This is a genomic window from Emcibacteraceae bacterium (assembly GCA_041396985.1).
GTDB lineage: Bacteria > Pseudomonadota > Alphaproteobacteria > Sphingomonadales > Emcibacteraceae > Pseudemcibacter.
In genome coordinates this window covers 250501-274139 of the sequence record JAWKXO010000001.1, presented here as the reverse complement: position 1 = coordinate 274139, position 23639 = coordinate 250501, and the positions used below count along the sequence as shown (strand labels likewise).

General features: G+C 44.0%; 23 protein-coding genes. 13 read left to right on the top strand and 10 right to left on the bottom strand.

What is annotated here, in order from left to right; all coding sequences use genetic code 11:
* The first annotated feature begins 7 nt into the window (after positions 1–7).
* The 4 genes from fabG (at position 8) to mltG (ending at position 3486) form a co-directional block, all read left to right on the top strand.
* Positions 8–745: a 3-oxoacyl-[acyl-carrier-protein] reductase gene (gene fabG, locus R3D86_01265; protein MEZ5756831.1), complete on the top strand. Its 738-nt coding sequence runs from the start codon at positions 8–10 to the stop codon at positions 743–745.
* Between the two features lie 112 nt (positions 746–857).
* Positions 858–1091 carry an acyl carrier protein gene (locus R3D86_01260; protein ID MEZ5756830.1) on the top strand — a complete coding sequence of 78 codons (234 nt, stop codon included), beginning with the start codon at positions 858–860 and terminating at the stop codon, positions 1089–1091.
* Between the two features lie 141 nt (positions 1092–1232).
* Positions 1233–2498: a beta-ketoacyl-ACP synthase II gene (fabF, locus tag R3D86_01255; protein MEZ5756829.1), complete on the top strand. Its 1266-nt coding sequence runs from the start codon at positions 1233–1235 to the stop codon at positions 2496–2498.
* A gap of 7 nt (positions 2499–2505) precedes the next feature.
* A complete protein-coding gene (gene mltG / locus R3D86_01250; GenBank protein MEZ5756828.1) occupies positions 2506–3486 on the top strand; it encodes an endolytic transglycosylase MltG in 981 nt (326 codons plus the stop codon).
* Here mltG and R3D86_01245 read toward each other — a convergent pair whose 3' ends face one another.
* Together R3D86_01245 and R3D86_01240 are read right to left on the bottom strand one after the other, a co-directional pair.
* Positions 3487–4242, bottom strand: a complete 756-nt coding sequence (locus R3D86_01245) for a hypothetical protein (protein MEZ5756827.1) — start codon at positions 4240–4242, stop codon at positions 3487–3489.
* Positions 4243–4323: 81 nt separating this feature from the next.
* The gene (locus R3D86_01240) at positions 4324–5085 is read right to left on the bottom strand and encodes an SDR family NAD(P)-dependent oxidoreductase (GenBank protein ID MEZ5756826.1); all 762 of its coding nucleotides are present in this window, start codon (positions 5083–5085) and stop codon (positions 4324–4326) included.
* Positions 5086–5137: 52 nt separating this feature from the next.
* Here R3D86_01240 and R3D86_01235 point away from each other — a divergent pair, with 52 nt between their 5' ends.
* Together R3D86_01235 and gmk are read left to right on the top strand one after the other, a co-directional pair.
* Positions 5138–6025 carry a YicC/YloC family endoribonuclease gene (locus tag R3D86_01235; protein ID MEZ5756825.1) on the top strand — a complete coding sequence of 296 codons (888 nt, stop codon included), beginning with the start codon at positions 5138–5140 and terminating at the stop codon, positions 6023–6025.
* Positions 6015–6656: a guanylate kinase gene (gene gmk, locus R3D86_01230; protein ID MEZ5756824.1), complete on the top strand. Its 642-nt coding sequence runs from the start codon at positions 6015–6017 to the stop codon at positions 6654–6656. Before R3D86_01235 ends, gmk begins: the two co-directional genes overlap by 11 nt.
* 7 nt (positions 6657–6663) lie before the next feature.
* On the opposite strand, the gene R3D86_01225 is transcribed toward gmk, so the two are convergent.
* The 5 genes from R3D86_01225 to lptD all read right to left on the bottom strand — a co-directional run bounded on the left by R3D86_01225 (position 6664) and on the right by lptD (position 13079).
* The gene (locus R3D86_01225; GenBank protein ID MEZ5756823.1) at positions 6664–7542 is read right to left on the bottom strand and encodes a Dyp-type peroxidase; all 879 of its coding nucleotides are present in this window, start codon (positions 7540–7542) and stop codon (positions 6664–6666) included.
* 12 nt (positions 7543–7554) lie between these two features.
* The gene (gene rsmA, locus R3D86_01220) at positions 7555–8409 is read right to left on the bottom strand and encodes a 16S rRNA (adenine(1518)-N(6)/adenine(1519)-N(6))-dimethyltransferase RsmA (GenBank protein MEZ5756822.1); all 855 of its coding nucleotides are present in this window, start codon (positions 8407–8409) and stop codon (positions 7555–7557) included.
* Entirely contained in the window at positions 8399–9451 is a 1053-nt protein-coding gene (pdxA, locus tag R3D86_01215; GenBank protein MEZ5756821.1) for a 4-hydroxythreonine-4-phosphate dehydrogenase PdxA, read from the bottom strand. Before pdxA ends, rsmA begins: the two co-directional genes overlap by 11 nt.
* A 13-nt stretch (positions 9452–9464) precedes the next feature.
* Entirely contained in the window at positions 9465–10760 is a 1296-nt protein-coding gene (locus R3D86_01210) for a peptidylprolyl isomerase (protein ID MEZ5756820.1), read from the bottom strand.
* Positions 10761–10889: 129 nt separating this feature from the next.
* Positions 10890–13079, bottom strand: coding sequence for an LPS assembly protein LptD (gene lptD, locus R3D86_01205; protein ID MEZ5756819.1), 2190 nt, complete (start codon positions 13077–13079; stop codon positions 10890–10892).
* 157 nt (positions 13080–13236) lie between these two features.
* Between lptD and R3D86_01200 the strand changes: the two genes are divergently transcribed.
* From R3D86_01200 to R3D86_01190, 3 genes are read left to right on the top strand one after another with little or no spacing between them, the layout of a single operon-like run.
* Positions 13237–13947, top strand: coding sequence for a M17 family peptidase N-terminal domain-containing protein (locus tag R3D86_01200; protein MEZ5756818.1), 711 nt, complete (start codon positions 13237–13239; stop codon positions 13945–13947).
* The gene (locus R3D86_01195; GenBank protein ID MEZ5756817.1) at positions 13947–14717 is read left to right on the top strand and encodes a leucyl aminopeptidase; all 771 of its coding nucleotides are present in this window, start codon (positions 13947–13949) and stop codon (positions 14715–14717) included. Before R3D86_01200 ends, R3D86_01195 begins: the two co-directional genes overlap by 1 nt.
* Positions 14718–14720: 3 nt before the next feature.
* Entirely contained in the window at positions 14721–15167 is a 447-nt protein-coding gene (locus R3D86_01190) for a DNA polymerase III subunit chi (GenBank protein MEZ5756816.1), read from the top strand.
* Positions 15168–15171: 4 nt separating this feature from the next.
* On the opposite strand, the gene R3D86_01185 is transcribed toward R3D86_01190, so the two are convergent.
* Positions 15172–17040, bottom strand: a complete 1869-nt coding sequence (locus R3D86_01185) for an ABC-F family ATP-binding cassette domain-containing protein (GenBank protein MEZ5756815.1) — start codon at positions 17038–17040, stop codon at positions 15172–15174.
* A 119-nt stretch (positions 17041–17159) separates the two neighbouring features.
* Here R3D86_01185 and ndk point away from each other — a divergent pair, with 119 nt between their 5' ends.
* Positions 17160–17582, top strand: coding sequence for a nucleoside-diphosphate kinase (ndk, locus tag R3D86_01180; protein ID MEZ5756814.1), 423 nt, complete (start codon positions 17160–17162; stop codon positions 17580–17582).
* Between the two features lie 52 nt (positions 17583–17634).
* Here the strand turns inward: ndk and purN are convergent, their stop codons facing one another.
* Together purN and purM are read right to left on the bottom strand one after the other, a co-directional pair.
* Entirely contained in the window at positions 17635–18282 is a 648-nt protein-coding gene (gene purN, locus R3D86_01175) for a phosphoribosylglycinamide formyltransferase (protein ID MEZ5756813.1), read from the bottom strand.
* 15 nt (positions 18283–18297) lie between these two features.
* Positions 18298–19404 (bottom strand): phosphoribosylformylglycinamidine cyclo-ligase, encoded by a 1107-nt coding sequence (gene purM, locus R3D86_01170; GenBank protein MEZ5756812.1) that lies wholly within the window; start codon positions 19402–19404, stop codon positions 18298–18300.
* 242 nt (positions 19405–19646) lie between these two features.
* Between purM and R3D86_01165 the strand changes: the two genes are divergently transcribed.
* Genes R3D86_01165 through R3D86_01155 form a run of 3 tightly spaced genes read left to right on the top strand, consistent with a single transcriptional unit; the run spans position 19647 to position 23629 of the window.
* Positions 19647–20795, top strand: a complete 1149-nt coding sequence (locus tag R3D86_01165; GenBank protein MEZ5756811.1) for a DUF2066 domain-containing protein — start codon at positions 19647–19649, stop codon at positions 20793–20795.
* A complete protein-coding gene (locus R3D86_01160) occupies positions 20795–21508 on the top strand; it encodes a DnaA/Hda family protein (protein MEZ5756810.1) in 714 nt (237 codons plus the stop codon). The genes R3D86_01165 and R3D86_01160 overlap by 1 nt, the downstream gene beginning before the upstream one ends.
* A gap of 9 nt (positions 21509–21517) precedes the next feature.
* Positions 21518–23629, top strand: coding sequence for an RNA degradosome polyphosphate kinase (locus R3D86_01155; protein ID MEZ5756809.1), 2112 nt, complete (start codon positions 21518–21520; stop codon positions 23627–23629).
* The last annotated feature ends 10 nt before the right edge of the window (positions 23630–23639 follow it).

Genomic DNA, 23639 nt, shown 5'->3' with positions numbered 1-23639 from the left:
ATAATAAATGTTTGATTTAACAGGAAAATGCGCGCTTATCACCGGTGCTTCAGGCGGACTTGGCAGCGCCATTGCCAGAGCACTGTATGCGGCCGGTGCAAAAGTTGCCCTTTCCGGAACGCGTGAAGAGCCGTTAAAAGCGCTGGCCGCTGAACTTGGTGAAGGAGCATATGTCGTCCCCGCCAATCTTTCTGACCCGGAAAGTGTCGCGGCGCTGCCAGCGGCAGCAACGGCAGCAATGGGGGCAATTGATATCCTTGTTAATAATGCCGGTATTACCCGCGATAATATTTCAATGCGACTTAAAGATTCAGACTGGGATGATGTGATGCAAGTCAATTTGAAAGCGGCTTTTAACCTTACCCAGGGGGTCATGCGGGGCATGATGAAAAAAAGGGCCGGGCGCATTATCAATATAACATCCATTGTCGGTGTTACGGGTAATCCGGGACAGGTCAACTATGCCGCCTCAAAGGCAGGAATGATCGGTATGTCAAAAAGTTTTGCCCATGAATTGGCCTCAAGAAATATAACAGTAAACTGCATCGCACCCGGTTTTATCGAAAGCCCGATGACAGATGAACTAAGTGATGACCAAAAATCTTCACTGCTTGCAAATGTACCGGCAGGTCGTTTGGGAAGAGCAGATGAGGTTGCTGCGGGGGTTTTATACCTTGCCAGTGACGAAGCAGACTATGTCACCGGACAGACTTTACATATAAATGGTGGCATGGCGATGATTTAGGGCTTTGCATTTCCTGATTAATTGTGTTAGGAAGCCCCAAACTCTCGTTTTAGAGATATAATGAATGTTTAACTCAGGCTTTAATGAAAGTCTTTAATTTAAGGAATATGAAATGAGCAATGTAGCTGAACGCGTTAAAAACATCGTTGTTGAACACCTTGGTGTTGATGAAGATAAAGTTACAGATTCTGCAAGCTTTATCGACGATCTTGGCGCAGATAGCCTTGATACTGTTGAGCTGGTAATGGCATTTGAAGAAGAGTTCGGATGCGAAATTCCTGATGATGCAGCAGAAAAAATTCTTACTGTTCAAGACGCTATTAACTTCATTGAAGCCAATGGCTAATTCCAGAGCATTGCTCTGAAATTATTGAGACCGCGAATCATATTATCTATTTATTTGGATAAAATGATGCTCGCGGTCTTGTTATGTCTGCCGTTTTTAGGTAGCATCAAATTCCATTAGTAAACAAAAAAGGGTTAGCGAATGAGACGAGTTGTTGTAACCGGATTGGGGCTGGTGACGCCATTGGCGACTGGTGTAGAGGAAACCTGGAAGCGTCTTATTGCCGGAGAAAGCGGCGCGGGGCCAATTACCAGATTCGATTCTGAAGGACTCACAGCACAAGTTGCCTGCGAAGTCCCGCTCGGGGATGGAACAAACGGAACATTTAATGCCGATGACTGGATGGATCCAAAAAACCGTAAACGGGTTGATGATTTTATCCTGTACGGCATGGCAGCGGCTGATATGGCTTTTGCAGACAGCGGGTATGTTGCCGAAACCATGGAACAAAAATGGCGTACCGGTGCATTGATCGGTTCCGGTATTGGCGGACTTCCCGGAATTCAGGATGAGAGCATCAATATGTTTGAGCGCGGTGTGCGACGCGTAAGTCCGCATTTTATTCCGCGTTGTCTTATTAATCTTGTGTCTGGTAACGTCTCAATTAAACATGGCCTTATGGGACCAAACCATGCCGTCGTAACAGCCTGTGCAACGGGAACACATGCCATTGGTGATGCGGCCCGCTTGATTGCGTTTGATGATGCGGATGTCATGATTGCCGGTGGTGCGGAAGCGGCCATCTGCCGGGTTGGCGTTGCCGGATTTAATCAGGCGCGTGCCTTAAGTACCCATTTCAATGATACGCCGACCAAAGCTTCGCGGCCATATGATAAGGACCGCGATGGATTTGTGATCGGTGAGGGTGCCGGAATGGTGATTTTGGAAGAATATGAGCATGCCAAAGCACGCGGTGCCAAAATTTATGGTGAAGTCGTCGGATACGGGCTTAGCGGCGATGCGTACCATGTGACGGCACCGTCGCCGGATGGCAGCGGTGGTTACCGCGCAATGGAAGCTGCGTTTAAACGTGCACAGATGGACCCGTCGGAAATTGGTTATGTCAATGCGCATGGGACGTCAACACCACTGGGTGATGAAATTGAATTTTCGGCTGTTAAGCGCCTGTTTGGCGATGCGGCATCATCCATTGCCATGTCATCGACAAAGTCAGCTATTGGACATTTGCTTGGGGCTGCCGGTGCGGTTGAGGCGGTTTTCAGTATTCTTGCTATGAACCGAGGTGAAATACCACCAACACTTAACCTGGACAATCCATCAGAAGGGATTGAAGGTATAAATCTGGTTCCTCATGAAGCGCAACAAAAATCAGGGATCAAAGCCGTGCTTTCAAACAGCTTCGGTTTTGGTGGAACAAACGCTTCAGTTATTATTAAGGCGGTCTAGCACCCTGATGCAGGGGTTTAGAAAATATATTATACTTTTAATCGTTGGCAGCGTTGCATTTGCAGCGCTGTTTTCGTTTCTGACCTATCGTGCCTTTATGGCCCCTAATGACGTTAAAACCAATAGTGTGTTTCTGGTGCCATCAGGCCAGGGTCTGATCCGCACCGCCCGATTGCTTAATGAAGCGGAACTAATATCAAACAAGGATATTTTCAGGGTTGGAGTGATGTTCAAGGGTCAGGAAAGGAATTTGAAAGCTGGGGAATTTTTAATTCCGCCAGGGGTGTCCATGAATGACATTATGAATATTCTGGTTAAGGGGGAGGTCATTCAGCACCAGCTTACCATTGTTGAAGGATGGACCAGCTGGCAGATTGAACAGTATTTAAACGGCCTTGATAATCTTGTTGATCCGATTGAAGCCCCGCCAATTGAGGGGAGTATATTACCGGAAAGCTATCATTATACCTATGGCACCAGCCGGTTTGATCTGCTTTCAAGAATGCAGGAACAACAGCTTCTTCTGCTTGATCAGCTATGGGATAATCGGGATCCAAATCTTCCTTTCACAAGTGTTGAGGAAGCGATCATCCTTGCTTCAATCGTAGAAAAGGAAACAGGCGTAGCAGGGGAAAGAAGCCATATTGCAGGTGTGTTCATAAACCGGCTTAATCGCAATATGCGGCTTCAGTCTGACCCGACGATAATATATGGCATTGATCCAAAAGGATTTCTGGATCGGGGATTGAGAAAAAGTGAAATTGAAAATAAGGAAAATCCTTATAACACTTATCAGATTGATGGTCTGCCACCGACGCCTATCTGCCATCCGGGAAGGGCGGCGATTGAGGCGGTCCTTCATCCAATGCAGACAGACGACATATATTTTGTGGCAGATGGCACCGGCGGCCACGTTTTTTCCAAAACTCTGGAAGAGCATCAGAAAAACGTGACCAAATGGCGCCAGATTGAAGGCAGCCGGAAATAATTATTCAATATTCAGCATACCTGATGTTTCTAATTTTGACATTGGTACAGCACATTCCATAACAATTTTAACCGCTACTTCAGGGTCGATTATATCTTTAGCATCGTTCATAAGCTGTTGAATAGCGAGACCAATTAAAATTGGAAATTCAATTGGGTTTTTTGTGAATTTCATTATGACTGGGATTAAAATTGGATGAAATTCCTTGATCAAATCTGTTGGGTGTTTCTTTAAACTGTGTTTTTTTTCCAATCGTAGGACACCAAACTCATTTTGGCCAATTGTTCCTGCCGTATGACTTGCCAGTTCATTTATGTCAGGAAAATTTGAAGCTCCCAGTTTCTGTGCCATACCGCCAGCAAGTCCCCAAACGGAATATTGATCAGTAAAAAGGGGTTTATTTATGAGTTCTCCCATAAAATAGGTTTTGCCATCGGAGGCATCAACCCTGCTTATTCTACCGGTTTTCCCTTCATTGATTTGTTGGGTAGCAACACCACTGATTAAGCAATAGTTTCCAGCAAGAGATCCTAAAATCCCTAGTGCGGTTTCTATATGGACACCATTTTCATCTTTAGCAAATTTCAAGAGGGCATCCTTGACCTCCATCGCACCGATCTTTAATGCAATAAGTGGATCATCTTTCTTTTTTTCTTCAATAGTTTGAATTAACGCCCGTTCAGCTGCACTTTTTTGCAACTGCGGTTCAATACGCTCTGACTTTTGATTTTTCTTTTTTTTGAAAATACCAAACATGGAACCCCCAATTATTAATTATAATTGTAACAAAAAAATTGATATCACATTCAACTTTCGTTGGCAAATTTACGCAGTGAATTATTTTTTGGGAAGTTTCCGAAATATCCGCTCAAGCATAAATTCCGGAATAATCCGCCGCACAGCAAAAGTAATCAGGCGCATCTGCCAGGGGAAGGTGATATTGGCCTTGTTTTTCTCAAGACCCTTGCTGATAATTTTGGCGGCCTTGTCCGCTTCCATGAAAAAAGGCATTTTGAAATTATTCTCATCCGTCATTCTGCTTCTGACAAAGCCCGGACAGATGACATTAATTTCCAGTCCGTAATCATAATAATATCCGCGCAGGGCTTCGCCGTAGGCTTTTACAGCAACCTTACTGGTTGAATAGGCCGGTGATGAGGGCAGACCACGCATTCCCGCAACAGATGAGACAATGGCAATCTGGCCGTGACGGCGTTTTTTCATAAGCTCTATTGCAGGATGAATTGTATTAAAAACCCCGCCGACATTGATATCAAACACCGTTTCAGTATGGGCAGAGATATCATCATCTGCACTAAAACTGGTTGAAATGCCGGCATTGGCAATCACCAGATCAAGGGGGGTGATCCGGTCACAGTCCGTAATCCACTCATTCATTTTTTGTTTGTTGCGGCAGTCTATGATTTCCGCAAAGACTTTGGCGCCTATTTCCTGACAATACCGAGCCGTTTCATCAAGCCGTTCCTCGGATTGTCCGCTGATAAACAGTGTAACGTCCGGTGCCGCATATTCGATGGCCAGTGCCCGTCCGATTCCGGAACTGGCACCGGTAATCATTATGGATTTAGGGTTTTTCAATTCACGACTTCCTGCTATATATTTAAAACCAAAAACAACAATACAGTGCAAAATGACAATTTCAAGCATGACTGGGTTTGGCCGCGCGGAAGGCCATTTTGAAAATTACAGCTGGGTCTGGGAAATCAGAAGCGTAAATGGCAAGACTATTGATATCCGTTATCGCATTCCGCCGGGGCTTGATGATCTGGACCAGTATATCAAAACTACTCTAAAAAATGCGCTTTCACGGGGCAGTCTTAATATATCATTGCAATTGCAAAAAGATGTTAGCAATCCGGAAGTAAGGGTGAATGAGGAGGCCTTGGATAAACTTGTCACCGTTGCCAAGTCCGCCGCAAAAAAACATGACCTTGCCATGCCGTCCATCGACCGGCTTTTATCGATCCGTGATATTGTTGAAATTGCCGATCTGGAAGAGGATGAAGAACTGCTCAACGCACGGGATGAGCAGCTGAAAGCAACATTTATTTTAGCTCTGGATGGGCTCAAAAAGTCACGCCTGCATGAAGGGGAAGCAACATTTAAAATGCTGTCAGCAACCCTTGATGAAATAGAAATATTGCTCCAAAAAGCGATAGATGTTGCGGCCACTCAACCAAAATCGATTAAAGAAAAGCTTGAAGAAAAGGTGAGCGCATTATTCGATAATAATCAGGGAATTGATCCTGATCGGCTGGCTCAGGAAATTATCCTATTGGTCACAAAGGCCGATGTAAAAGAGGAAACAGACCGACTAAACGCGCATATAGCAAGCGCAAGAAAACTCATAAAAGAGCAGGGAGCTGTTGGGCGAAATCTTGAATTTCTTTCTCAGGAATTTAATAGAGAAACCAATACATTATGCTCAAAATCCTCAGATATTACTTTAACAAATATTGGGTTAGCATTAAAAGCTGCAATTGACCAATTCAGGGAACAGGTTCTCAATGTTGAATAATAAAAATGAAATAAAAAGAAGAGGGCTGCTACTGGTCCTGTCAAGCCCTTCCGGTGCCGGAAAATCCACATTGTCAAAATTGCTTCTCGAAAAAGATGATGAGATCAGCCTTTCTGTTTCAGCAACGACCCGTCCGCCGCGCCCAGGTGAAATTGATGGTAAAGATTATCATTTTGTCAGCCAAGAGGAATTTGATCAATTGATCGACGAGGATGGTTTTCTGGAACATGCGACTGTTTTTGACCATTCTTATGGGACTCCGGCGGCAGCCGTTGAGCAAATGATCAGAAACGGTAAGGATGTCATGTTTGATATTGACTGGCAGGGAACACAACAGCTTCATGAAAAGGTAGGTTCCGATCTTGTACGTGTCTTCATTCTGCCGCCAAGCAAGGCGGAGCTGGAGAAGCGCTTAAAAACCCGGGCGCAGGATACGGATGAAGTGGTGGCAAAACGTATGGCGAAAGCCAATGCAGAAATCAGCCACTGGGCGGAATATGATTATGTGATCATTAATGATGATCTGGAAAAAGCGGAAGCCGAATTATTCACGATCCTGAGGGCAGAGCGAATGAAAAGGGTTCGGCAATCTGGCCTTGCTTCCTTTGTCAGTGTCCTGACAAAGGAATAAGTTATCTTCAAAGGCCGAGGGCAGTGAAATTCAGCTTTCCATCCTTGATAGGCGGGCACCAATAATAGGCGCCATTAATAGGGCGGGTAAAATCAAATAGTGCGTCAATAATGCCATCATCTTTACCGATCATCCGGTTCATAATTGCCTCAAATTTATCCAGATTATTGGCAAATGAAACAAAGACCAATCCGCTGTCCATTCCATCTGCCCACGGCATTGATCGGCGGATCATAAAAGCTTCCGGCTCAAAGTCTTCCTGTGCTGTTCTTTTTGCATGGGCGGATGAGGGGGCATCAAATTCCTCATTACTTTCAGCGTGGCGGCCAAAGGTGTTATCCTGTCGTTCCTTATTCATTTGTTCAAAAATATCGAGATCATGGAGCCATTGTTGTACGGCAACAAAACTTCCGCCGTTAAAAGCTGCATTTTCCGTATTATCAATTGCTGCTTCTATGGCGTCATCCCCTTCGGGATTTTCCGTACCATCCTCATAGCCACTTAAATCGCGGTTTTTATCATATTGAAAGCTGTCAATCACGCTGGTAATGGAGAAGGCATCCGCAAGAATAGCTTCTATATTCCGTGACCTATGCAAAATTTCACCGCGATCTATTCCTCTTAACCAAATCCATAAAGATTGCGGTGTAGACGGAATTTCAAGACCGCCAACTGTCTGCGCTGGCATAGTCCTAAGACCGGGAATTTCTTTTCCGAGTGCTGTTATCAGGGACATGCCTAAGCCAACCACTGTAAATTGAGTATCAATATTTTCTTTTAGACTATTCAGAGAAGCAGCAATATTGGGGATTGAGTGTATTGAGAATGTCATATATCGGCCCAGTTTGGTTTCGCCGTCAAGAATGCCAATTTGATAGTTTTTCATAATGACTTACCGTTATTTGTTTTTTTGATATTCTAATGCCAATTGGCAGAAGTCTTCAACCGATAATTCTTCCGCCCTTGCCGTTTCTTTAATGTTTGCAGATGCAAGAATTATCATGGGATCGATACCAAGCCCCTTCAGACTTGCTCTAAGCATTTTGCGTCGTTGATTAAAGGCTGCTGAAACAACACGTTCCAGTATTTTTTGATCCGGTGCATTGGCCGGTTGCTCTTTGGGGGTAATTTGTACAATACAGGACGTAACTTTTGGCGGGGGAATAAAAGCCTGCCTTGGTATATCAAATAAAATTTTCGGATTAGCGCGATACTGACAAAGCACTGAAAGGCGGCCGTAAGCTTTGCTTTTTGGTTTTGCGATAATCCTTTCCCCAACTTCTTTTTGAAACATAAGGGTGAGCGATTTAAACCATGGCAACCATTTTTCAGACGTCATCCATTTAACCAGCAGTGCAGTGCCGACATTATAGGGCAGATTGGCCACAACATGGATATCTTTGCCTTTTGTATCGCCGATCAATGCCAATTCTTCAACATCAAGGGCATCCCCTTCAATGATCTCAACTTTATTGTCATAAGCGGCTGAAATCTCATTTAAAGCCTCAATGCAGCGGTGATCCATCTCAACGACAATTATTCTTTGTGCGCCCTGCATTAATAGACCGCGTGTCAGTGCACCGGGACCAGGACCAACTTCATATATAATGGAATCTTTAAGATTTCCGGCAGCGCGGGCAATTTTTTGCGTCAGATTTAAATCAGTCAGAAAATTCTGTCCCAGTGATTTTTTGGCTCGCAGCTCATAACGATCAATAACGTCCCGAAGTGGAGGAAGTCCGTCACTGTTCATCTTGTTCAGCATCAATCATCGGTAAATATTTTGACATGCGATCAGCAAGCTTCAGGGAGTTAATCATACTTGTTGGGTTAGCAAGCCCCTGACCGGCAATATTGAGGGCTGTTCCATGATCGGGGGATGTTCTGACAATCGGCAGGCCAAGTGTCACATTTACACCGGCGTCAAAATCAATTGTTTTAATCGGGATTAATGCCTGATCATGATACATACATAAGGCAACGTCATATTTAGCCCGTGCCGATTTATGAAACATTGTATCCGCCGGCATTGGACCATTAAGCCTAATTCCTTGCTTCTTAAGCGCGTTTATGGCTGGCCCGATAATTTCCCGCTCTTCAATGCCCATTGTTCCGTCTTCTCCTGCATGGGGATTTAACCCGCTGACTGCAATAGCCGGATAATCAAGGTTGAAAAATTTTTTCATTCCCTCATGGATGGTCCGGATCGTTCTGACCAAAAGCTGATGAGTAATAAGGGCAGGGACATCCTTAAGCGCGACATGGATGGTTAGTGGTACAACACATAACTGTTCGGAAGCGAGCATCATAACCGGGTGATACTCTTCACCCGTGTGGCTTGTTGAAAGTTTGGCCAGATATTCAGTATGTCCCGGACACTCAAAGCCCGCACTATAAAGGGCTGCTTTATGAATTGGCGCCGTTGCCATAGCGCGTGCCTGTCCGGAAATAATTAGCTCAACCGCTTTGTCAATTGAGGCAATAACCATTTCGGCCGTGTCATGGTGCGGATGACCAAATTGATAATCACTTCTGAAATTCAGGTCTAACACAGGTAGAGAATTGCTGAAAATATGGACAGCCTGTCGCGGTGAAGAAATAGGGGTTATAGGGATATTTAAATTTAATGCTGACGCCTGCTTTTTAAGAAGCTCAGCGCTGCCTATTACAAAAAATGGTGCTATTGAAAATTCCTGTCTTTTATACCAGGATTTCAGTATGACTTCAGGGCCAATCCCTGAAGGTTCGCCAATAGAAACAGCAATGGGGAGATTGTTTTCTTCCTGTTCTTCCATTGCCTACTACCTATTACCGATAATCAACAATGGCATCACGCCTAAGATCGCGCAAGTGGCGTCTGGCAACCAGCTGGAGCCTGGATTGGGTCATATTCTCAAGCACTGTATCAAACTCAGGTAGCGTTACTTCAGGAATATCTTTCGCGCATAAAATAAAGCTTCTATAACCTGCTTCTTCCTCGTAAAGTCTGGTTCCTTGACCCACTTCCAGATTAAGAATTTCTTCTTTTGCTTCTTGGGGTAAATTTCCGACTATTATAGTCCCAATATCACCATCCCCTGTAGCCTTTAATGAAACTGCATTTTCTTTGTTTGCTTCACAGGCATTGGTATTTTTGACTTTTGGTAAAACCAATTTATTCAGATCATCAATTGACATACCTGGAAAATCATTTTTCATGAAATAAAGGAATTTAAGTGTTACGGCAATGTCATCATCATTCAGGGTCAGAATTTTTCTTTTATTTGTAAGTTTGAGAATATAAACGCCATCCTCTGTAATAATTGGATCAGAAATTTCCCCTACCTTCATATTGGGCAGTTGACTACTGACCTCTTTTGGCAGTTCATTTTCCATAACCCATCCCATATCACCACCAACAGATGCCGTAGAGGACTGGGAGAATTGTTGAGCAACACCTGAAAATGGCGTGCCGTCAACAAGCTGTTTATGGATCAGATTGGCAGATGAAACCACTTCGTCACGCTGTGCATTATTTGTCAAAAGCAGAAAAATTTCACTGACATTATATTCAAACTTGCCTTTATCACGCTCAAGTCTTTCCAGAAAATTCATTACTTCATCATCCGTTATATTGACAAGCGGTTGCAAAAGACCACCGACAACTCTTTGCCAGGCAAGGGTGCCACTGATCTGATTAATGAGGGTCTGCTTCTCAATGCCGGCATCTTTTAAAGCCTTTTCAAGTTGTTCAGAAGAAAGATTAAATTGTCGGGCGTAATTTTTAAAAGCGTCCTCTAGCTCATTCTTAGTGGCAATAGCTTCAAATTTTTTCGCTTCCTGAAGTTTCAGTTTATCGTCAATCAGTCCGTTCATGGCTTGATTCTGTAAATTTTGCTCTTGTTCAGGAGTTACATTTCTTGATGGGTTAGATAGAAAAAGCAATCTCGTACGCTGCTTTAGGTCATAAAGAGAAATAACCTCATCATTTACAATGGCAACAATTTCTTGAAGATCCTGCAGATCTTGCGGCGATTGCTGTGCTTTTATTGAGTTTGTGGAAAACGCGATTATCGGAACGCATAACAAAAGTAATTTTAAAATAGGCTTTATTTTAATTTTCATAACCATCTTCTATCGGAACCTAACCTTACGCATATATTTCTTATTAAAAAGTCTTTATATAACGAAATAATCATGTGTTCTATAATTATGTTGAAATAATATGGTCATTTTGTGCCAAAGGCTTAAACATTAACCAAGATTTTTCAGGATAATACGGAAATGAACGGTACTTGAAGGAGCAATATCGCGGTCAGTTGTGAAACGTCTTTCGTAACTTAGACCAAATTCAAGGCAGTCATCATGATAGACGAGCCCGGCATCATAGGAAATGGTTTTGCTATTTAATATGTCTTTGATCCAGCTTCCTTGTAAGGCCCATTTCTTGTCAAAATTGATTTTCATTCCTGTCCCGATTTCACGGCGGTTTTCAAGTTCTGTTCCGATCAGTCTGCTGTCGTCATTAAGATCAAGATCAAGATAACGGACGGAAAGTTTCAACCAATCAGGCCCGGTTGATAGAATAAGTTCGTTTCTTCTGAGTTGAAGTGAGCGTTTATCAAGTCTGAATCTGTGTACATAATCAATCCAGTTACCAAATGTTACATCAATACGCCCAACAAAGTCAGACGCTTTCCCCTCATACCCGGAGCCGACTGGAAAGGTTTCCGTGTTGTTAAGCCGGACCGACTGGCCAATTGTGGCGACCATATTGATATTATCGGTATATAAATTATAACGGAGACCAAAATTTACCCGTGTTCCGCCTTCCCATCGGTCATATCCGTTGAACCGGTTGTGACTGAACAGGTTGTTTTCATCAAATTCAAAATTGCGGCTGTCCTCATTTGCAAAATTGATGACATTTTCAGGCAAATTGGGTTTTGTCGGTGCCACTATGATCGAAAACATTGGCTCAATGACCTGACTGGTTTTGCCAGACGACTTTAAAAATGGCATACGCCAGTCAAGGGCCAGCTTTGGCAGTAGTCTTGAATGGGTTCCGTCAACCCCGGCATATTGACTCTGGTCAGGCATGATTGAGTTGCTGTTGTTATAAAGGTCACTACGCACGGAAGCAGTAAGGGTATAAAAATCCCCTAAACCTGACTGGAAAGGAACTGCCCATGTTGCTTTCGTACTCAACCGGCGGCTTCGCATACCATCAATCCGATAGATCTGGACACCGCTGGCATCAAATTTAAACGAACTGTTTATAAAGCCGGTATCTTTGTTCACATTAATATCAAAAGACGGCAAGGCCTGTCCGGTCAGTCCAAAATTGTCTTCTTCATCGAGCCCCTGAAAGACATATGATCCGACAGTAGCATAACTTTGATCCCAGAAGCGTTCAAGCCTGACATGACTTTCAAGAACGTCTGATCTGTCATCATAATAGCGTCTGAGATAAGTATCATCACTGACCCAGTTTAAAGCATAATCCCATTGCCAGTCACCACCAAGACTATCAAGACTGTTTAATTCAAATTCACCTTTTGAGAATATATGACCGCGAAGTTCATGGTCACCTGTTTTCTGGAAGTTGTTATCCCGTTCATTGACGTTGGCAATGGATGCCTGTGTGGTGAACAGTCCATTGCTGGTGCGTTGCCGATAGTTTCCGGCAAAAACGACACCTTCTCGGCTGGTAATGATCGGCTCGAATGTAAAATCCTGATGGGGACTGATGTTAAAATAATAGGGAATTTGGACAAAAGCACCCAGCTCGGTTGATCTTCCCAGCTTTGAAGGGGGCAATATTCCTGTTCTCGCCCTGACGGTCGGATCAGGGTGGGCAAAATAAGGTGAATAAAGAATGGGGATACCGGCAATTTCAAGCCTGACATTTTTATATTTTATGGTTTTATCATCTGAATCGTGGGTAATTTGATCAGCCCTGATCTGCCAGGTCGGCTTTTCATTGCCGTCCTCCATACACATTTCACAGGGTGTATAGATAGCGTTTTGTAGAATAGTAAGCTGGCCTTCACGTTCACCACTTCTCGCGATCAGCTTTGAACCATCAGTAAAAATGACCCTTGTATGATTTATAAAACCCTGTTTTAAGTCACCATTCAGGGTAGCATCCTGCATGTATAAAATATTGCCTGATGGTTCTTTGATGGTAATGCCACCTGCTGCTTTTACTTCACCGGTATTAACATCATAGGTAATTGTTTCTGCCGTCAGGCTATTGCCATTCTGGTTCAAAATGACATTGCCGCTGGCAGTGATGATATTGGTTTTCTGATCGTAAACCACCTTATCAGCGGCAAAATTAATTTGTTGCGAGCTGCCCGCAGAACTTTGGGCCTGAGAATAAGAAAGGCCCATCAGGAATAACACTATAGCGATACTGATTATATGGTTCGTTTTATTCATGCGGCTCTATTACATAATTTGTTTTGATGGTATAGTGAATTAAACGAAAATCCACAATATTATTATCTATTTCCCTTGATAACATCCTATCCTATCTTTATCTCTTGAAGTAGTGAATTCCTATATTGGCCAAGCAAGACTAAATTGAGGCATAAAAATGAAAATAAAGTTTATAGAAACTACAGATGACAATAGCAACATTGAAGGCGCTCTGGCTGTCTTTGCTTATAGTGAAGATAAAAGCTTTGTCTTTTCACCAGCGACAGAAACACTTGATAAACAAACATCAGGGGCGATAACACGTGCAGCAAACTCGAGCAATTTTAAAGGCAAGTTTGGCGAAATGGTTGAAATTCTTGCACCGTCCGGTATTAAAGCAAGCCGTATTTTGCTGGTTGGGCTTGCGGACCGTGAAAAATTTGATGGCCAGCAGGCCGAAAAAATCGGTGGCAAAATAATTGTCAAATTAATGTATTCAGGTGAAAAAAATCTCACCGTTCTCGCTAAAACCAATGCCGCTTCAGGAGCATTCGGGGCCATACTGCGCGCTTATAAATTTGATAAATATTATACAACCGAAAAAAATATTAAAAAACCGTCGCTTGAACAGCTTACGCTGGCCACCGATGGGGCGGCAGCAGCCAAAAAAGAATTTAAAATCCTTGAAAAAATTGCAGACGGGGTCATTTTTGCCCGAAATCTGGTTACTGAACCGGGTAACGTCATTTATCCGGAAAGCTATGCGGAGCAGATTAAAGAGCTGACAAAACTTGGGGTGGACGTAAAAGTTCTGGATGAAAAAGCCATGGATGCGCTCGGGATGGAAGCCCTTCTTGGTGTTGGTCAAGGAGTGCCAGCCAAAGCCTGATGGTGATCATGAAATGGAACGGTTCAAAGAATAAAAAGGAAAAACCAGTCGCGCTGATCGGAAAAGGGGTTACCTTTGATACCGGCGGTATTTCACTTAAACCCGGTCCCGGGATGGAGGATATGAAATTTGATATGGGGGGTAGTGCCGCCGTTGTTGGTGCAATGAAGGCATTGGCGGGCCGAAAGGCAAAAGCAAATGTGATCGGGGTTGTAGGATTGGTCGAAAATATGCCATCCAGCACGGCACAGCGCCCAGGCGATGTGGTCAGCTCAATGTCAGGGCAGACCATTGAAGTGATCAATACGGATGCGGAAGGTCGGTTGGTGCTTGCTGATTGTCTATGGTACACACAGGAAAAATTCAAACCAAAATTTATGATTGATCTTGCGACACTGACCGGCGCAATGATGATCGCCTTGGGGCAGGATTATGCAGGTATTTTTTCAAATAATGATGAACTTTGCGAACAGCTGACAACGGCGGGAAAAGCTGTTGATGAACCCGTCTGGCGTATGCCGATTGGCGACTGTTATGATGCACTGATTAATTCCGATATAGCGGATATGAAAAATGTTGGCGGTAAATATGCGGGCAGTATTACGGCTGCTCAGTTTTTGCAGCGTTTTGTCAATAATACGCCATGGGTTCATATTGATATTGCCGGAACCGCCTGGCGGCAGAAACCATCGGATGTCGCGGAAAAAGGCGCAACTGGCTATGGTGTCCGGCTGCTGGACAGGCTGATCAGGGATTATTACGAAGATTAATTTATGGAAATCAGTTTTTATCATCTGACACGACAACCGCTGATGGTTGCATTGCCAAAACTGCTTAGCAAAGTTGTGGAAGCAAAGATGAAGGCAGTGGTGAAGGTGTCCGGTCCGATTGAAATGGATGACCTGGATCAGGCACTTTGGACCTTTGACAAGGATAGCTTTCTTGCCCACGGAACAGAAAAAAGCAAATTTCCGGAAGATCAACCCATCTATATCACCACGGCGGATGATAATCCCGCATCCGCCGAAGTACTGGTGTTAACAGATGGAACAACCACTTCTATCCTGGAAGGTTATAAAAGGGTTCTGGAAATTTTTGATGGCAACAACCCAACCGTGGTTGAGCAGGCGAGGGCGCGTTGGACTACTTATAAAAATGACGGGTATACCCTTAACTATTATCAGCAGACAGATGCAGGTGGTTGGACAAAGAAAGCCTGATTTTCTAACGATTAAGCATATCTTCCAGCTGAAGCCATTTTTCTTCAGCGTCTTTCAGTTTATGGTCAAGTTCACTTTTTTCCCGAGTGAACTGTTTTAATGCTCTTCCGGCAGCGGGGTCTTTTTTATCGTAAAGTTTTGGATTGCTAAGTGCTTTATTATATTTTTCAATTTCACGGCTCAGGTATTCAACCCGTCTTTCCGCTTCGGCAATCTGGTCTTTTAGAGCGCGTTGGTCAATTTGTGGCTCATTTTTTTTGATCTTTTTCTTGATTGCCGGTTTTGGAGGTTCTTTTTTATCCACACCGGTTTTTTTGCCAATCACCAGATTTTTATAATCATTGATGTCGCCATCGAATTCATGAACGCCACCATTTTCAACAACCATGATACGGTCAGCACAGGCTTCAACCAGATAGCTGTCATGGCTGATAATGATAACGGCGCCTTCATAGTCGTTAATCGCGTGAATAAGCGATTGGCGGCTATCCATATCCAGATGGTTGGTTGGTTCGTCAAGGATAATCATTTGCGGCGCATTAAAGCTCATCAAGGCAAATAAAAGACGCGCTTTTTCACCGCCGGACATGGTGGAAATTTTATTGGCGGCCTTATCAACACCAAATCCGAAACCGCCCAGTCGGGCCCGTACCTGTGTTTCGGTAGATCCTTTCATCAGGCGGGCGAGATGGGAAATGGGGGTACCATTCGGGTCCAACTCATCCTGTTGATGCTGGGCAAAATATCCAATACCAAGCTTGCGGGAGCGGTTTATGGTCCCTTCCATCGGTTGAAGTCTGTCTGAAAGCAGTTTGGCAAATGTCGATTTGCCGTTGCCGTTCTGACCAAGCAGGGCGATACGATCTTCCATATCAATCCGTAAGGATAAGTTTCTTAAAATCGGTTTGCCTGTCTCATAACCAACGGCAAGATTTTCCATGGAAATCAGCGGTGGTGCCAGTTCAACAGGATTCGGAAAATTAAACTGAACCGTATGTTCTTCAGCAAGGGCGGCAAGCGGCTCCATTCGCTCCAGCATTTTTATGCGGCTTTGGGCCTGTTTGGCTTTGCTGGCTTTATAGCGGAAACGGTCAATATATTTCTGGATATGGGCGCGTTCAAGTTCCTGTTTTTTAATTGCCGCACGCTGAAGTTCGCGCTGCTCGCGGTAGGTTTTTTCAAACTTGTCAAAATTGCCGCCATAATAGGTCAGATTGCGGGCTTCCAGGTGAACAATGGCATTTGCCGAACTGTTCAGAAGGTCGCGGTCATGGCTGATGATCAGAACAGTGTACGGGTAGTTTTTAATGAAATTTTCAAGCCATAAAACCCCTTCCAGATCAAGATAGTTTGTCGGCTCGTCAAGCAGCAGCAGGTCCGGCTGGGTAAAAAGGGTACAAGCAAGCGCAACGCGCATACGCCAGCCCCCTGAAAACTCGCTGCAGGGACGGCGCTGTTCAGCATCATTAAAGCCAAGGCCTGATAAAATGCTGGCGGCACGGGCTTCGGCTTCATAGGCGCCAATATCCTGCAGTCTTTCGTGAATTTCGGCAATGCGGTGCGGATCTTTGCAGGTTTCCGCCTCATGGTGAAGTTCCACCAGTTCCGGATGTGCCGCGAGCACCGTATCAAGCAGGCTATCCGGGCCACCGGGTGCTTCCTGTGCGACCTGGCCGACGGACGCCGACTTTCGAATACTGATCTGGCCGTCATCGGCTTCCAGTTCACCAAGGATCAGTTTATAAAGCGTGGTTTTTCCCGCACCGTTTTTTCCAACGATGCCGACTTTATGTCCGGCCGGTACGGTGACACTGGCTTTTTCCAGTAACAACTTTCCGGCAATGCGATATGTGAGGTCCGTAATATGTAACATGCATGGGGTTTTATCAGGTAAACGGAAAAGATCAATGGCAAATAATTATTGAAGTTTTGCAAAATAACCACTATAAGGCGCGCCAACAGATTAAATTTCAAATACCAAGGATAAAAATTATGGCTTTACAGCGTACATTTTCAATTATTAAGCCGGATGCGACAAAACGCAATCTTACAGGTGCTATCATCAAAAAACTGGAAGACGGTGGTCTTCGCGTTATTGCATCCAAACGGATCCGTATGAGCCGCGAAAAAGCAGAAGGGTTTTATGCCGTTCATAAAGACCGTCCATTTTTCGGTGAACTAGTTGATTTTATGATCTCTGAACCAGTTGTGGTTCAGGTGCTTGAAGGTGAGAATGCCGTTGCGCTTAACCGTGAAATTATGGGTGCAACAAACCCTGCTGAAGCCGCTGATGGCACAATCCGTAAAGAATTTGCTCTTTCCATCGGTGAAAATTCCGTTCATGGTTCAGACAGCCTTGAAAATGCGAAAATTGAAATTGAATATTTTTTCAATGATAAAGAGATCGTTGGTTAATACGATCAGATAATAAAAAATCTGAACCGCGTACCAATGGTGCGCGGTTTTTTTATTCCGGAATGGGGTTTATTATTTTTTGGGTGGAATAGTTTGCATCATTGATAATAACTCTGCTGCCATCAACCTGTGTTCTGCCTTCCGCGACGAGCCTTAAGGCCTGCGGATAAATAATATGTTCCTGTGTCAGCACTTTTGCGGCCAGGGTATCGGCATCGTCACCCGGATTAATGGCAACTGCCGCCTGTATGATGATCGGGCCGTCATCCAGTTCCGGATTGACAAAATGGACGGTACAGCCACTAAAGCGTACCCCGGCTTCCAGCGCGCGTTCCTGCGTATGAAGCCCTTTAAAGCTTGGAAGCAGGGAAGGGTGAATATTAAGAATTTTATTTTTCCAGCGATTGACAAAACGTGCATCAAGAATACGCATAAAACCGGCCAGACAAATAAGCTCAGCACCGCTTTCAACCAGGGCTTCATGAAGCTTATCATCAAACTCTTCACGGCTTTTATAGTCGCGATGATTAATGACTTTGGTGGGGATGCCTGCCTTTTCGGCTCGCACCAGTCCTTTAACACCAGGATTATTGGATATGACCAGAGCGATGCGGGCCGGGAAGCTGTCCTCAGCGCATGCATCAATCAGGGCCTGTAGATTGGTGCCGCCTCCCGAAATTAAAACCGCTACATTGATCATTCAAAGCCCTTAAAATTAATGTGCTGATTTGGCGATCCAGGCATCAGTATATCCCCAACTGCCCGGTTTGCCAGTGACGGTGGTTGAGGGTTCCCCCTCATTCTTGGCGCGGACAGTGCCAATGTTATAAACTTTTTCACCATTTTCTTCGAATATTTTGCTGGCCAGATCAGCTTTATCAGCAGGAACGATAACCGCCATGCCGATGCCACAGTTAAAGGTTTTTGCCATTTCCTGCGGGCTGATATTTCCGGTTGTCCTAAGCCAGTCGAAGACCGGGGGGAGGATCCAGAGGCTGGCATCAACATCGACGGTAACGCCTTTTGGAAGAATGCGGGGAATATTTTCAACAAACCCGCCACCGGTTATATGGCTAAGAGCTTTTATACAATCGGCTTTCAAAACTTCAAGACAGCTTTTTACATATATTTTTGTTGGGCAAAGCAGTGCTTCGCCATATGTTTTCCCGGCTTCAAATGAACAGGGATCATTATAGGATACGCCGGAAACTTCCACCAGTTTGCGAACCAGAGAAAAGCCGTTTGAATGAACCCCGCTTGATGCGAGGCCGAGAACGACATCACCTTCACCAACAGATTTCCCATCAATCACTCGGTCCCGTTCAACGGCACCAACACAAAAACCGGCCAGATCATAATCACCATCAGAATACATGCCCGGCATTTCGGCAGTTTCACCACCTATAAGCGCGGCGCCCCCCTGACGGCATCCTTCCGCAATTCCTTCAATAATCGCTTTACCAACTTCGACAGAAAGATGTCCGGTTGCGTAATAATCTAGGAAAAACAGTGGCTCCGCCCCCTGAACAATCAGATCATTCACACACATCGCAACAAGATCAATGCCGACTGTATCATGCTTGCCGCTTTCAATGGCGACTTTTAATTTTGTGCCGACACCATCTGTCCCTGAAACAAGGATCGGGTCTTTAAACCCTGCTGCTTTTAAGTCAAACAGGGCGCCAAAGCCGCCTAGTCCGGCATCGCATCCGGGTCGTTTTGTGGAGGCAGCAGCCGGTTTAATCGCATCTACAAGGGCATTGCCGGCATCAATATCCACGCCAGCATCTTTATAACTGTATGATTTATTCTGGTCAGACAATTTTATGTACTTTCAATAGTATAATTTAATAAAACAGATATAAGGCCCCTTGGCAAAAAAGGCTATAGAAATATGACCAAAAATAAATTCTGTTTGTTGCAATGATTATGTAACATAAGATATTTATGCTATATGCCATAGTCATGACATGATAGGGTATTATAGTAAGCTGATTTCAACAGAAAATGAGAAATGTTTTGAATTTTAAATATTATGTTACAGAAAGATACAAGATTTTCTTAATGTTGTTTATTAGCATTTTGGTGCCTGCTGCCAACCCCGTATTTGCTCAGAGTGAGATAAACAGCGAGGATCGGGAAGCCAGCATTTATACAATTTATAACGTTGATGTTGATGAAACGGCCCGAAATGTGACTTTGGCCCGTGAGCAGGCATTAAATAAAGGGCAACGGTTGGCATTGGAACGCTTGTTTCGAAGGATCATATTAATATCAGACCGTAAAAAATTACCGAATTTCTCAGACCAGGACGTGGTGGACTTTATCAGCGGGTTTGAAATTAATGACGAGAAACGGTCCGACGTTCGCTATATTGCGTCATTGGTGGTCCATTTTAACCGTGATAAAGTAAACGAAATTCTGAGCAGTTATGAAATTCCCTTTGCTGAAACACTGGGGACGGCAGTTAGTGTTTTGCCAGTACTTGAAGAAGGCGGCGCTCTTATGCTTTGGGAAAAAAGTAATAAATGGCGCGAAGCATGGCAGAATTATGATGTTATCAATAATCTGGTGCCGATAAATACCCCTGAACCCACATTGATGAACCGAATGTATATCAGTGCATTACAGGCAAAAAATGACGATCAGGATGTTATCCGGGCCTTCATTCAAAAAAATACCCTGAATGAACTGATTGTTGTGACGGCAAATGTCATAAAGGATACTGCTGCAAATCAATTAGTTCTTGATATGGCTTTGCGCCGAAATGATATTCTCGATGAAGGGACGGAAAATCCCATACAGAATATCAGTGTGTCAGTTCCGGCTTATGATGAACGGGGGCTTTTAAATGAAGAAGCCCTGTTTAAAGCAGGTGTTGATGCGGCGACAGACTGGGTTGATGATCTTTGGAAATCCAAAGTACTGGTCAATTATGGATCAAAAGCGTCAATTTTGGCCCACGGCCAATTAAAAAGGATTGATGACTGGGTAATAATTCAGCAGCAGCTTAAAAAAGTTAATCTGGTCAGAAAAGTCAATTTAAAAGGGATCACCATCAACAATGTGGATCTTGAAATCGAATTTGCCGGCGATGAAGAGCAGCTAGCCCTTTCTTTAGCACAACAAGGTCTAGCCCTTTCCCAAAATCAGGACACCATGGAATGGGATATTGCATTGACCGACCTTGCGACCAACATGAGTAGAAATTAGTGGCAGAGCAGGGGAAAAATATACCGGAACAATTGCTGCTTAACTGGCCCGTCAATGAAAAATTTGCTCAAGGTAATTTTCTGGCCTCCTATTCCAACGAAAAAGCAGTTAACTGGATCGATTGCTGGCCGGACTGGCAGCGCGGCGGCGAGCATTTTCACTGCCTGATCATTTATGGTCCGAAAGGGTGTGGCAAGACGCACCTTTGCCACGTCTGGCGGGAGATATCAAATGCGCAGATATTAAACGCCGATGATGTTGATAAAATTGATTTTTTGTCTTCAGACAATTTGGTTTATGTGCTTGAGGATATTGACCAGATTATAGATAATATTGATACGCAGCATAGTCTTCTGCATCTTTATAACTGGGTCCGTGAACAGGGGGGATATCTGCTGTTGACGGCAAATGCCCGCCCAAAAAACTGGCCCGTATCGTTAAAGGACTTATCATCACGACTGTTGGCCACGGAAACCGTTGAAATAAAAGCGCCGGATGACGAACTGCTCAAGGCAATCATTAATAAACAATTTTCTGACCGACAGATCGTTATTAGGACTGACGTCATAAATTATCTTGTTGCGCGAACAGAAAGATCATTTGAAGCGGTTCGTCAGCTTGTGCAGAAAATTGATGATCTATCGCGCATGGAAAAAAAGAAAATAACCGTTGCTACAGCAAGAAAAGCAATGGAAAACTGGGATGAGGTTTAACATATAATAATGGCTTTAGAGGGAAATTTTACAGTTTCTGAGAGACTGATCAATCGTGAATTATCCTGGCTTTCATTCAATATCAGGGTGATGGAACAATCCTGTAACAAGAATTATCCGCTACTCGAACGGCTAAGATTTCTGTCGATTTCAGGAAGCAATCTTGACGAGTTTATAATGGTCAGGGTCGCGGGACTGCGCAATCTCATGAAAACGGAAACTGATGTGATCAGCGATGATGGCATGACCCCAAAGGAACAGCTGGAGAGAATAAATGCTCTTGCCGCCGAGCTTGTCGAAAAACAGCAAAAAGAATGCCGTGAACTGTTAAGCGAGCTTCGCAAAAATAATCTTGATCTACTTGAAGCATCAGAGCTGACGGATGCTGAAAAAGAATGGCTTCAGATTTATTTTCTTGAAAATGTTTTTCCAATTCTGACACCGCTGGCGATTGATCTGGCCCATCCGTTTCCTTTTATTCCCAATCTGGGTTTTTCATTAATCATTGAGCTTCAAAGGCAGATTGACGGCGAAACGTTGCTGGCCTTGTTGCCGATCCCGACGCAGACAAAACGTTTTATCAGACTGCCGGACCAGGATGGACAGATAAGATTTATTTCACTTGAAAATGTTCTTCGTCTTTTTATCGACTTTATTTTTCCAAATTATCAAATGGTCAGTGAGGGCATATTCAGGATCATTCGGGATAGTGAACTTGAGGTAGAGGAAAAAGCCGAAGATCTGGTCCTTGTTTTCGAAAGCGCCTTAAAAAGAAGACGACGCGGTAATGTTGTAAGGCTTGAAGTCAACAGCAGCATGCCAAGACGGCTGAGACGCATTGTTCGTAAAGAACTCGGCGTGGTCAGAGAGGAAATCATTAATATTGATGGGATGCTTGGTCTATCGGAATTGTCTGAATTAATTGTTGAAGACCGCAAGGATCTTACATTTGAGCCCTTTAGCCCAAGATATCCAAGCCGGGTAAAGGAATTTGGCGGGGATATATTTGCCGCCATCAGTCAGAAAGATTTTGTTGTTCATCATCCTTTTGAAAGTTTTGATGTGGTGGTCAGTTTTCTTAAACAGGCTGCCGGTGATGAAAATGTTCTGGCCATTAAACAGACCCTCTATCGCACAGGCGATAATAGCCCGATAGTCGCGGCACTAATAAAAGCGGCAGAAGCCGGAAAGTCGGTGACGGCCCTCGTCGAGCTGAAAGCGCGCTTTGATGAAGCACGCAATATCAAATGGGCGCAGGATATGGAACGGGCAGGGGTTCAGGTGGTATTCGGCTTTTTAGAGCTTAAAACCCATGCAAAAATTTCAGTGGTCATTCGCCGTGAGGACGGCAAACTGAAATCATATGTCCATTTTGGCACTGGTAACTATCATCCGCAAACGGCAAAAGTATATACCGATATTTCATTCTTTACGGATAACAGGGCGCTGGGTCGTGACGCCGTTCATATATTTAATTATCTGACTGGAAATACGGTACCTACGTCGCTGGAGAAAGTGAAAATTTCACCAATTAATATACGCTCGACTTTAATGGAGCTGATTGATCAGGAAATTGAATATGCAAAGGCTGGAAAACCCGCCAATATGTGGGTTAAGCTAAATGCGCTTGTTGACCCGATCATTATTGATAAACTTTACGAGGCATCACAAAATGGTGTGTCTATAGATATGGTTGTCAGGGGGATTTGCTGCCTTAGACCAGGGGTTCAGGGACTTTCCGAAAATATCAGAGTAAAAAGTATTGTTGGCCGCTTTTTGGAACATGGACGTATTGTCTGTTTTGGGAACGGTGAGAAATTACCGTCAAAAAATGCAAAAGTATTTATGTCGTCTGCTGACTGGATGCCAAGAAACTTTGACCGTCGTGTTGAGATACTCGTGCCACTAGAAAATCCAACAGTTCACTCACAGGTACTTGACCAGATCATGGTTGCCAATATAAATGATACAGCACAAAGCTGGATTTTGGGTGAAAATGATCGTTATACAAAAGTGGCAGCAGGAGAAGATGCGTTTTCCGCCCACCAGTATTTCATGACAAATCCAAGTTTGTCAGGTGTTGGTGCCGCTATATTTGAGGATACGGAAAAAGACGAATAAGGAAATAGGT

Coding starts and splice junctions, on each gene's coding strand:
- R3D86_01165 (MEZ5756811.1), top strand. CDS start 19,647: ATGTTGTTTATTAGCATTTTGGTGCCTGCTGCCAACCCCGTATTTGCT.
- R3D86_01195 (MEZ5756817.1), top strand. CDS start 13,947: ATGGTGATCATGAAATGGAACGGTTCAAAGAATAAAAAGGAAAAACCA.
- R3D86_01190 (MEZ5756816.1), top strand. CDS start 14,721: ATGGAAATCAGTTTTTATCATCTGACACGACAACCGCTGATGGTTGCA.
- R3D86_01245 (MEZ5756827.1), bottom strand. CDS start 4,242: ATGTTTGGTATTTTCAAAAAAAAGAAAAATCAAAAGTCAGAGCGTATT.
- R3D86_01210 (MEZ5756820.1), bottom strand. CDS start 10,760: ATGAAAATTAAAATAAAGCCTATTTTAAAATTACTTTTGTTATGCGTT.
- pdxA (MEZ5756821.1), bottom strand. CDS start 9,451: ATGGAAGAACAGGAAGAAAACAATCTCCCCATTGCTGTTTCTATTGGC.
- ndk (MEZ5756814.1), top strand. CDS start 17,160: ATGGCTTTACAGCGTACATTTTCAATTATTAAGCCGGATGCGACAAAA.
- R3D86_01155 (MEZ5756809.1), top strand. CDS start 21,518: ATGGCTTTAGAGGGAAATTTTACAGTTTCTGAGAGACTGATCAATCGT.
- R3D86_01185 (MEZ5756815.1), bottom strand. CDS start 17,040: ATGTTACATATTACGGACCTCACATATCGCATTGCCGGAAAGTTGTTA.
- fabF (MEZ5756829.1), top strand. CDS start 1,233: ATGAGACGAGTTGTTGTAACCGGATTGGGGCTGGTGACGCCATTGGCG.
- R3D86_01235 (MEZ5756825.1), top strand. CDS start 5,138: ATGACAATTTCAAGCATGACTGGGTTTGGCCGCGCGGAAGGCCATTTT.
- gmk (MEZ5756824.1), top strand. CDS start 6,015: ATGTTGAATAATAAAAATGAAATAAAAAGAAGAGGGCTGCTACTGGTC.
- rsmA (MEZ5756822.1), bottom strand. CDS start 8,409: ATGAACAGTGACGGACTTCCTCCACTTCGGGACGTTATTGATCGTTAT.
- lptD (MEZ5756819.1), bottom strand. CDS start 13,079: ATGAATAAAACGAACCATATAATCAGTATCGCTATAGTGTTATTCCTG.
- purN (MEZ5756813.1), bottom strand. CDS start 18,282: ATGATCAATGTAGCGGTTTTAATTTCGGGAGGCGGCACCAATCTACAG.
- R3D86_01200 (MEZ5756818.1), top strand. CDS start 13,237: ATGAAAATAAAGTTTATAGAAACTACAGATGACAATAGCAACATTGAA.
- mltG (MEZ5756828.1), top strand. CDS start 2,506: ATGCAGGGGTTTAGAAAATATATTATACTTTTAATCGTTGGCAGCGTT.
- R3D86_01225 (MEZ5756823.1), bottom strand. CDS start 7,542: ATGAAAAACTATCAAATTGGCATTCTTGACGGCGAAACCAAACTGGGC.
- R3D86_01260 (MEZ5756830.1), top strand. CDS start 858: ATGAGCAATGTAGCTGAACGCGTTAAAAACATCGTTGTTGAACACCTT.
- fabG (MEZ5756831.1), top strand. CDS start 8: ATGTTTGATTTAACAGGAAAATGCGCGCTTATCACCGGTGCTTCAGGC.